Annotated in this window: 4 protein-coding genes; 2 read left to right on the top strand and 2 right to left on the bottom strand. The window is 60.1% G+C overall.

Annotation, left to right across the window (positions count from 1 at the left end; all coding sequences use genetic code 11):
- Positions 1-265 precede the first annotated feature (265 nt).
- On the top strand, positions 266-5086 hold the full coding sequence (locus tag AC3WP7_RS24370; RefSeq protein ID WP_256579949.1) for a dermonecrotic toxin domain-containing protein: 4821 nt from the start codon (positions 266-268) through the stop codon (positions 5084-5086).
- A gap of 46 nt (positions 5087-5132) precedes the next feature.
- Here AC3WP7_RS24370 and AC3WP7_RS24375 read toward each other — a convergent pair whose 3' ends face one another.
- The gene (locus AC3WP7_RS24375; protein ID WP_092244229.1) at positions 5133-7508 is read right to left on the bottom strand and encodes an efflux RND transporter permease subunit; all 2376 of its coding nucleotides are present in this window, start codon (positions 7506-7508) and stop codon (positions 5133-5135) included.
- A gap of 30 nt (positions 7509-7538) precedes the next feature.
- Positions 7539-8579, bottom strand: coding sequence for a WD40/YVTN/BNR-like repeat-containing protein (locus AC3WP7_RS24380; protein WP_102592606.1), 1041 nt, complete (start codon positions 8577-8579; stop codon positions 7539-7541).
- A 307-nt stretch (positions 8580-8886) separates the two neighbouring features.
- Here AC3WP7_RS24380 and AC3WP7_RS24385 point away from each other — a divergent pair, with 307 nt between their 5' ends.
- Positions 8887-10002, top strand: coding sequence for a Gfo/Idh/MocA family protein (locus AC3WP7_RS24385; protein ID WP_102592607.1), 1116 nt, complete (start codon positions 8887-8889; stop codon positions 10000-10002).
- The last annotated feature ends 108 nt before the right edge of the window (positions 10003-10110 follow it).

Below are 10110 nucleotides of genomic sequence, written 5' to 3' on the forward strand. Positions count from 1 at the left end.
CTTCGCTGCATCGAGCTTGTACTTTCTCTGGCGCTTATCAACCTGAAGCCAAGGAAGTGCCTCTATGCCATCAGTACACAGCGCCTATCGACTCAGTTCCGCCCCGTTCAGCACTACGTTGCCGGCCATCATCAGCCAGGCGCCCGTCACACACTCACCCCTACTGGAGCGGCCAACCGCAGCGGCGAAACCCCGACGTGCCCGTCCTCCACTGCCAGGCCCGGGATCGAGGTTCCTTGCTCAGCTCACCCCAGGCACGCCAGTAGTGCATGACTCGCCCGCCCAGGTGGTGGCTGACCAATTCGCAACACGGCCAACGGTGCGTTCGGTGGTGGCCTCCCTGCTGAATGAAGCCGTGAGGCATCGATACCCCACACTGGAGTTCGACAGTGACAAGACCTCCGTGGCAGTGGCGACACAGTCCGATCCGCTGCAGTACCGGCTCAGGCCACTGGTGGACCTGGTGCTTGAACATCTGGCATCCGGCGCCGAACTAGACTTCAGCGACCGCTACGGCGAGCCGTGCAAGTGGGTCGACTCCACCAGCGGCAGCACGCTGAAAATCGTCGACAGCACAGGCAATCGTGCAACGCCCCTGGATACGCAGACCGTCGAGCTGGCCATCGGCAGCCTGAAATCCTGCCTGAAGGATGCCTACGCCCAAGCACTGAGCCAGTATTGGGGCCAGGACGCCTTCGTGCAGGCCACGGGAGCAGGCGCTTCCGTCAGCCGCTGGCGGTGGCTCAGCGACACCCTCTGCGACACCCTGCGTATCGCCGGCCTCAAGCAGCCCGGCCTGGATGAGCGGCAGCGCGCAACCCTGGATCAGGTCACGCGCTACCCGGATACCCGTGAACGAACCCAGGTCCACGGCGCGAACGCCGCCAAGGTATTCACCCTCGACTCTATCCTGAAACACGGCCAGACCCGCGCTGACGTGCTGAGCCCGGACCTGTTGATCACCCACGAGGTCGACGGCCATACCGTCGTTCTGCAAGTGACGAGCGCGGGCGTCGTCACGCCCTATGAGTCCCTGGAGCAGTTTGCCGTGGCCTGGGAGCGTCAGCTCGGCGCGCAGTTCAGCTTCGACCGCCTGAACTGGAAGCGCGTGGAGCCGGACGGCAACATCTTCGATATCCAGGCCGCCATTCTCCTGGACCGTCAATTGCAGAACCTCAATGCAATCAAGCTCCCCGCCCAGGGCAATGGGACCGATCTTGAACAACTGTTTTCCCAAGCCACCGATACCGCCGCGTGGTTCAGCACGACTTCGCAGTTGCCGCCCAACCGGCTGGAGCAGTTCAAGCGCAACCTGCCCGATTGGCTGGCAAAGGCCGGCGAAGCCGAGCGCTTTGCCTACCAACGCCATATCCTGGACCTGGCCAGCAGCGTGCGACGCCATCAGGGCCGAACCTTCCTTACCGACATCCCGGACCTGCGCACCTACGCCGAACAACAACTCGATGCAGAACTGGCACCCAAGGGCTACACCGCCAAGGACCTGGAAATCACCTTCAAAGTCCCCGTGGGCAACATGGGCAGCGGCTATATCGAACCGGTCAGGATGAGCCTGGTGGACATGGCGCTGGAGAATCTCGCGGGGCTGCCCAAGGGAGCCATGGATATTCGCTTGCGCGGACAGCCGGTGAACGATCCCCAGATGGCGCAGACACTCAAGGACCTGATCAGCAAAGTCGACATCGGCCAGCACTATCCGGCCCTGCTCAACCAGCAGTTGCTCAGTGACACTGCCCAGGCCCGGGAACGTGCCGCGCTGTTCTGCGAGCAAGTGCCGATCCAACTGGCCATGCAGGCGCTGGAACTCAAGTTGAAGGGGCAAGCGGGGATCAGCGCGAAAGGCTACCAGTTTGTCGAAGCCATTGCTCAACCCGGCGCCGGCGCGCGCCGGGTGGACGGCCAGGAAATCACCGTGCGTCCCCTGGCGTTCCTGCGCAAGCCGGGGGCCACGCCGGATGTGGTCGCCAACATGTTCCTGATCGAGCCCGTGGACCCCGCGAAAGGCCCGCACATCCTGTACGGCCCGCAACTGTCCCCGAGCCTGCAAGAGTTTCCCAGCCGCGATGCGCTGCTGGCCGCGATCCAGGAACCCGGCACGCTGCAACAGCGCATCCTGGCCTGGCTGCCGGACGAAAAAACCCGTGCGATCTACGGTAACGGCGGGTTCAAGACACCCAACATCGCCCGTTACGGCGTGTTCAACGAATTCGACGCCCCCAGCCAGCCCGCTCCCACCACCTTGGCGGTCGGTGGTTACCCGGCGGCACAGCAGTTGCACCACGATGTACAGAACGGCGACCTGATGCAATATTTGTTCAACGCCAACGCTCGCAGCCTGGTGACGCTGGCCGATAACCAATCCACCTCCGACGCCCAGAGTCGCTGGGCGTCCTGCAAGGAGCTGGGATGGCTGCTGTTCAACACACTGCTGCCCGTTTTACGCGGCCCGGGCGCGATGGTTGGCTGGCTGATGCAGTTGGCCAGCCTCGAGCACGACATCAAAGAAGGCAGTGAACCGAATACCCGTGATCCGGCCGCCAACATGGTCGATCTGCTGGTCAATGTCGGCACATTGCTGAGCCACACCGCCGTCACAACCAAGCCGGTCCGCCCCGTGGGTGACGTGCCTTTTGCACAACGCACGGAAGTCGAAATTGCGCTACGTCGCACCGATGCCGTCAGTCCTCCCTCGCAAATATTGGTCGAAGAGGGTGACCCCGCGTCCGCCCCCGGATTCATCGATAGCCAACGGGCGTTTGACTTCGCCTATTCCAGCCCGCGAGACCTGAGCCCTGCCCAATGGGCACACGTGCAGACATTCAGCGTACCCGCCCCTGCCGAACCGGGCACGGCGATCACTGAAGGGAGCTTGAAAGGCCTGTACCGTATTGATGACAAACTGCATGCGCACATTGGCAACCTGTGGTTCCGCGTGGCACGGGACCTGGACGGGGTGTTCGTGATTGATCAGCAGGACAAGGCGCGCACAGGGCCGCCCCTGAAGCGCGATGACGCCGGCCGCTGGGATTTCGACCTCAGCCCCAAGCTCAGGGGGGGCATGCCCAAAGGCGGCATCGCACGTAAGATGGATGAAAACCTCAGGGCAGAGGCGCTGAAAGAGGCCGAGTTCGATCAGCAAACTGACAAAGTGAAGATGGCCTCGGATAGCTATCTCAAAACACTCAATGAGCTCAACAAAGACCTGGTTGGCGACAAAGACCTGGTTGGCTACGAAGGTGCCAGAAAGAAACTCATAACGCTATGGAAACTCACCCGAACGGACCCTTCGAGCGGACGTTTTGACGCTCAATATGCAGAACAACTGCGTACCACGGAAGCACTGAAAAGCAAGATCGACCAACATCTCACCCAGCTCGAACCCTACCTTGCTGAATTCCTGCAGCATGGCAGAAATGCCATCGAAGTCCTCCGGCCCAAAAAATTTGCTGACATCGATGATCTCCTGGAAAACAAGATGCGACGTTCGTTGCTTTATATGAGCATGTCAAAAGCGCTGAATAACTCGATTATCGTCTACAAACGACTGCTCCGAGAGAGCCAGGCGCACACCGCTCATGGCGAGCCCATGAACGAGCTGGTTCAAGAGCTTCGATCGGGTTCCGCAGCCACGTACCCAAGAGTCATCGAAGGGACGAAAGCGATTTACCAGAACCGTGAAAAACTGTGGCAGGCCAAGCAAGCCTTCGCGACGTTGGAAGAAGAGTGGCGCAATGACTCCTCCTTCGCCGCCGCAGAAGTCGATCATTACCTTGACCGCATAACAACGCGGCCTCCGATCATCGTAGCGCTCGAAGAAAAGTTAACACTTTTGAAGACGCTCAAGATACTCAGCGTCAACCGGTTTGCCAGAATCGCAGAGGGGTCAGACGCTCAGTTTTATGCAAATCGCTTTCACACAACGTCGCTGGACGCAGTGAGTCGGGCGTTTAGGGATCTGCACGAATATAGCGGCTACACGCTCGATGAACGCAAAGCGTTATTGCAAACCATCATCGACACCTACAAACAGAGCCTGCACGACAGCACTGCCCTATCTGAAACAAGCCCTGAGCTGTGCCGTCCCGAGTACCAAAATGTATTCCACCAACGCCTGAACGAATTCATCGCCGCTGCCGAACGTGATCTGGCCGATGTCGTCCGGGAAGAACTGCAACTGACGCCCCCCCGACCCGCGAGCAAGAAACGCCCGCCCAAAACAAAGAAACAGCAGGTGTTCAAAACCCGTGACAAAAAGACACTAACAGGCACCTTGCGTGAACCCAAGACTGCGCCGTTCAACATCATTGACGTGAAAGATCCCCAGACGGGGGAGACCCTCGCCAGCTACAGCGAACATGTCACCGAAGGCAAATGGGTTCAGATAGTTGAGGGACAACCGTCCGCCCCCCAGCTTCCTCGTCCGCCGAAATCACTGGCGACCTACAAAGAGGAAGCCGCCACAGTGATGGTGGAAGCCGCGCAGAAAGAGGCGTCGATCAAGCATCAGAAAAAGAAACTCGAGAAACCCGAAACCCGGGACACCGTTGATCCATTGGATTGGCACGATATGCTGCAACAGCGCGCCGACAAGTTGCGAGAACTGGCCCAGCAAGCCGAGCACCACCAGGGAACGCGTCCGGAAACCGCTGAGCTCGTGGCCCGTTGGAGAAACGAGGCGGATGAGCTACAGCGCAAAGCACGGCAATATGCGGCGGATGGTTATTTCGCAGTGAAACCCAAGCCGGAGAATGTCGACTTCCTCTGGCGCAACGGCTTCGTCGATATCAACCTGGTGCGGCGCGATATACCCACCGCAAGCGGCGACGTCTTCACCGAGTACGTGGTCAGGAAAAAAGGCACTGTGGAGCCGTTGTGGTTTGCGCACTTTCACTACCCACAACCCGGCGCACCGCGTGACACGTACACGGCGGCGCACCTGAAGATACCCGCCCAGCGCTACCTGACCCAGAAAGACCTGGTCAACGAGCCGGGTTCTGCCGGGGCGGTGGATCTTGTCCGTGCGCAGATTGGCAAGCCACTGGATGAGAAACTGTTCCTGAAACTGTAACCCGCAAAAAAGCCGCACCCTGTGCGGCTTTTTCGGAGGCGGCGACTCAGTGCGCAAACAGCGAGTTGCCCTTCTGCCCCGCCAGTTTCTCCGGTTTGATCAGGAAACGCGCCAGGGCCGGCAACAGCCACAGCGCACCGAACATGTTCCACAGCAACATGAAGGTCAGCATCAGACCCATGTCGGCCTGGAACTTGATGGCCGAGAAAATCCAGGTGCACACGCCGATCGCCAGACACAGGCCGGTGAATAGCACGGCTTTACCGGTGGACTTGAGGGTCTGGTAATAGGCTTCTTGCAACGGCAAACCGGCACGCAGGAAGCTCTCCAGGCGGCTGTAGATGTAGATGCCGTAGTCCACGCCAATCCCCACGCCGAGGGCCACCACCGGCAAGGTCGCGACCTTGACGCCGATGCCCATGAATGCCATCAGCGCGTTGCCCAGCACCGAGGTCAGCACCAGCGGCAGCACGATGCACAGCGTCGCGGCCCAGGAGCGGAAGGTGATCATGCACATGGTCGCCACGCACAGGTACACCAGGATCAGGATGGTCAGTTCCGACTCCTTGATCACTTCGTTGGTGGCCGCTTCGATCCCGGCGTTACCGGCGGCGAGGATGAATTCCAGGCCGTCCTTGTTGTTTTCCCTGGCAAAGTCCTGCACGGCATGCACCGCACGGTCGAGGGTCTCGGCCTTGTGGTCGTTGAGGAACACCAGCACCGGCGCCAGGGAACAGTTGTTGTTGTACAGGCCATCGGCACGGGCGATGGAGTTGTTCAGCACATCCGGGTTGCGCGACAGGGTTTCCCATTTCAGGTTGCCCTCGTTCATGCCCTTGATCATCTGCTTGGACACGGTCACCAGCGAAATCGCCGACTGCACGCCCTCGGTGTTCTGCATCTTCCACATCAGTTGGTCGATGGGCGCCATGGCTTCATAGCGCGAGCAACCTTCGGCCTTCGTCTTGACCATCACCACCAGCACGTCGGAACTGGTGGAGTAATTGCTGATGATGAAGTTGTTGTCCTTGTTGTAGCGCGAGTCCGGGCGCAACTCCGGCGCACCCTGGTCAAGGTCGCCGATCTTCAGGTTCTGGCTGTACCAGAGGCCGCCTCCAAAGGCGACAAGCGCCAGGGCGATGGAGATCGGCGCGACTTTCGGGTTGGCAAAATTCGACAGCAGACGCCAGAACGAATGTTCGCGATTCGCGTCTTTCTTGCTCTTGGCGATTGCGCGCTTGCTGATACCGACATAGGAGATCGCTACCGGCAACAGGATCAGGTTGGTAAACACGATCACCGCCACGCCGATGGACGCGCCGATCGCCAGTTCACGGATTACACCGATGTCGATGATCAACAGCGTGATGAAGCCCACCGCATCGGCCAGGATTGCGATCATCCCCGGCAGGAACAGTTGCCGGAAGGTGCGCCGGGCGGCGGTCAGCGCATTGTCCGCCTCGCTGGACTGCAGCGCGATGCCGTTGATCTTCTGCACGCCGTGAGAGATCCCGATGGCGAAGATCAGGAACGGCACCAGCATCGAATAGGGATCAAGGCCGAAACCGAAGAAGTGCATCAACCCCAGCTGCCAGATCACCGCCACCAGCGTGGTGCTCAACACGGCGACTGTGCTGCGCAGGCAGTTGGTGAACCACAGCAGCAGGATCAGGGTGATAACGAACGCGATGCCGAAGAACATCACCACCATGACCAGGCCGTCGATCAGGTCACCGACCTTCTTGGCGAAGCCGACGATGTGGATCTTGACGTTGGGGTTCTGGGCTTCGAACTTGTCGCGGATCTTGTCTTCCAGTTCGTGGGAGAACTTGCGGTAGTCCAGGGCCAGCAACTTGCCCTGGTCCTGCGGGTCCGGGTAGGACTCCAACAGCGGGATGTCGACAATGCTCGACTTGAAATCGTTGGCCACCAGTCGCCCGACCTGGCCAGACTTGAGCACGTTGTTGCGCAGTTGATCGAGACTTTCCGGCGAGCCGTTGTAGCTCTGCGGGATCACTTCACCGCCGGCAAACCCCTCTTCGGTCACTTCGGTCCAGCGTACGCTGGGGCTCCACAGCGACTTGAGCCCCGAACGATCGACGCCGGAGATGTAGAACACCTCGTCGTTGATCTGCCGCAGAGTCTCCATGTACTCCCTGGTAAAAATATCACCGTCCCTGGCCTCCACCGAGATGCGCACCGTATTGCCCAGGTTGGCCAGGTCGTTGCGGTGTTCCATCATCTTTTCGATGAAGGGGTGCTTGAGGGGGATCATCTTTTCAAAACTGGTGGACGGGCGTATCAACGTTGCCTGCCAGAACAGGAAAATACTCACCAGCAGGCAGATCACGATCACTGCCGGGCGGTTGTTGAAGATCAGGCGCTCAAGAAAGGTCGCTTTATCGTTGTGATGACTGCTCATGGTTCCCCGCCTTCTTCTTATTTTGGCTCTTTATTTCAGGAGCAGTTCGGCGCCAGTCGGCGTGGCAACCCGCACCCCACCCTGCCCGGCCAGAATCAAGTTGCCGTTGCCGGCCGCCGTGACGGACGACAGCGAAATCCGGTCCGGACGGTTGAACACGCTGAAGGTCAGCCCATCGTCATGGCTGACCACCACGCTGCCGCCGTTGCCCACCACGACGATGGCACCGTCATCCAGCAACGCCGCGCCCGACAAACCAAACTCCAGCGCTCCCCGCGCCGCGTTCAATTCGACCTGTTCCCAGGTGCTGCCGAAATCCGTGGAGCGGTACAGGTTGCCGCGCAAGCCATAGGCCAACAGCGTTTGCGCTTGGGCGGTGCCGATCACGCCAAACAACGATCCCTCGTAGGGGCCTTCGAGTTTTTCCCAGGTCTGGCCGTCGTCACTGGAGCGGAACATGCTGCCCTGCTCGCCGACGATGAACAGGCCGGCATCCTTGATGTGGGCAATGGCGTTGAGGTGATACTGGTCTTCGTTGTCGAGGCGGTCGCTGACGTCATTCCAGGTCTTGCCACCGTCGGTGGTTTCAATCAGCGCACCGTAGGCGCCCACGGCCAGGCCGTGGTTCGCGTCGTTGAACCACACATCGAGTAGAGGCGCTTCGCGCTTGAGGTCCTGATACTGCTGGCTCCAGGTCGCGCCGCCGTCGGAGCTGGCGAGGATCTGTGCATCGTGGCCGACCGCCCAGCCTTGCTTGTCATCGACAAAAAACACCGCCGTGAGCAATTGCCGGGTGGGGACTTTGGCTTGGGTCCAGGTGCTGCCCTGGTCGTCCGAATAGAGGATGTGCCCGCGATCACCGACCGCCACCAGGCGCTTGCCTGCGTGGACCACGTCGATCATCAGGCCCTTGGCGGCCTTGGGGGATTCAATCGCAAAAGTGGTATCGCCGGCGGCCTGGACGGAGGTCGACAACGCGGCTGACGCTACCCCCAGTCCAAACAGCGAGAGCGCTGCGGCCAGCATCGCAACCCTGCGTGCGGCGCGTGGGCGGCAGACAACCCAACCCATGACAGGCTCACTCATAGACCCTTCTCCCATTTATTATTGTTATCGCTCGCCTTCCGGGGCCTTGGAACCTGCAATCTAGAGCGCCTGGAGGAAGCAGGGGCCATCCTATCGGGCTTTCGAATCGTCTGACAATCGGCGCTACGTTATCTTTTGTTAACTGAAGGCATTTGGCCCCATGGTGAATGTAGCTGCATTCGCCGGGGTGATTGCCAGCGCACAAATGAATTTTTATTCCATCTATTGAATTTAAGGAATTTTTATTCCATTAATAGCCTTCCTGAAAACAATAATCCAAAGGACCACGGCGATGCGTGAACTCGGAATCGGCTTGATCGGCACAGGCTTCATGGGCCGCGCCCATGCATTGGCATTCAATAACGCCCGTGCGGTATTCGAACTGCCGGTACACCTCAAGCTGGCCGCCCTGGCCGATGCCGACAGCGAACGCGCCCGGCGCTGTGCCACCGCCTGGGGGTTTACCCAGGCCCATGGCGATTGGCAGGCGCTGATCAATGATCCGAGCGTCGATGTGGTGGCTATCACCACGCCCAACCATTTGCACTATCCCATGGCCATGGCCGCGATAGCCGCGGGCAAGGCGGTGTACTGCGAAAAACCCCTGGCCGTGAGCCTGGAACAGGCCGACGCCATGCGCCGCGCCGCCAGTGCCGCCGGGGTGGTGACGCGGGTCGGCTACAACTACCAGCACAACCCGATGATCACACTGGCGCGGCAGATGATAGCCAGCGGCGAGCTCGGCGAAATCATCAGCTTCCAGGGCGAGTTCAGCGAGGACTTCATGGCCGACCCGGCCTCCCCGTGGTCATGGCGGTGCGAAGTCGAACATGCCGGTGGCGCCCTGGCGGACCTGGGCAGTCATTTGTTGTCGATGGCCCGTTATCTGGTGGGGGATGTGCTGAGCGTGTGCGCCGACACCCAGACCGTCCATGGCCAGCGCCCTGCCGTCAAAGGCAGCGCCGAGCTGAAATCCATCGCCGTGGATGACCAGGTGCATGCCCTGCTGCGTTTCGCCAATGGCGCACGTGGCACCGTCAGCAGCAGTTGGCTCAAGCACGGCTACAAGAACCACCTGAGTTTCGAGATCAGCGGGACGCAAGGCACCCTGGCGTTCGATCAGGAACGCTTGAATGAATTGCAGGTGTGCCGCGTGGGTCAGGAGGGGTTCCAGCGTTTGCTCGCCGGCCCTGCCCTGCCGGGTTATGCGGCGTTCAGCCCGGCGGCGGGGCATCAACTGGGGTACAACGAACTGAAGACGCTGGAGGTGCAGGAGTTGATTCTGGCGCTGGCAGGCCAAGGTGCGGATGGCACGGACTTTGAAGCGGCGTGGGAGGTTGAGCGACTGGCAACGGCGATTCGCGTGGCGGCCAAAGAAGAGCGCTGGGTCACCGTGAACGCCGTCTGAAACACAGCACAGGTCCATTGTGGGAGGGTGTTTGAACTGGTCAAGTAATCTTGGACACCGATTAAGGTTTCACGCCGCCAACTTCTCCCTGGCGACTGGTGACCGATA

It is taken from the genome of Pseudomonas sp. FW305-3-2-15-C-LB1 (assembly GCF_058787615.1).

Bases quoted from the DNA above. Each gene is read 5' to 3' on its own strand.
- AC3WP7_RS24375 (WP_092244229.1), bottom strand. From the start codon at position 7,508: ATGAGCAGTCATCACAACGATAAAGCGACCTTTCTTGAGCGCCTGATC.
- AC3WP7_RS24380 (WP_102592606.1), bottom strand. From the start codon at position 8,579: ATGGGTTGGGTTGTCTGCCGCCCACGCGCCGCACGCAGGGTTGCGATG.
- AC3WP7_RS24385 (WP_102592607.1), top strand. From the start codon at position 8,887: ATGCGTGAACTCGGAATCGGCTTGATCGGCACAGGCTTCATGGGCCGC.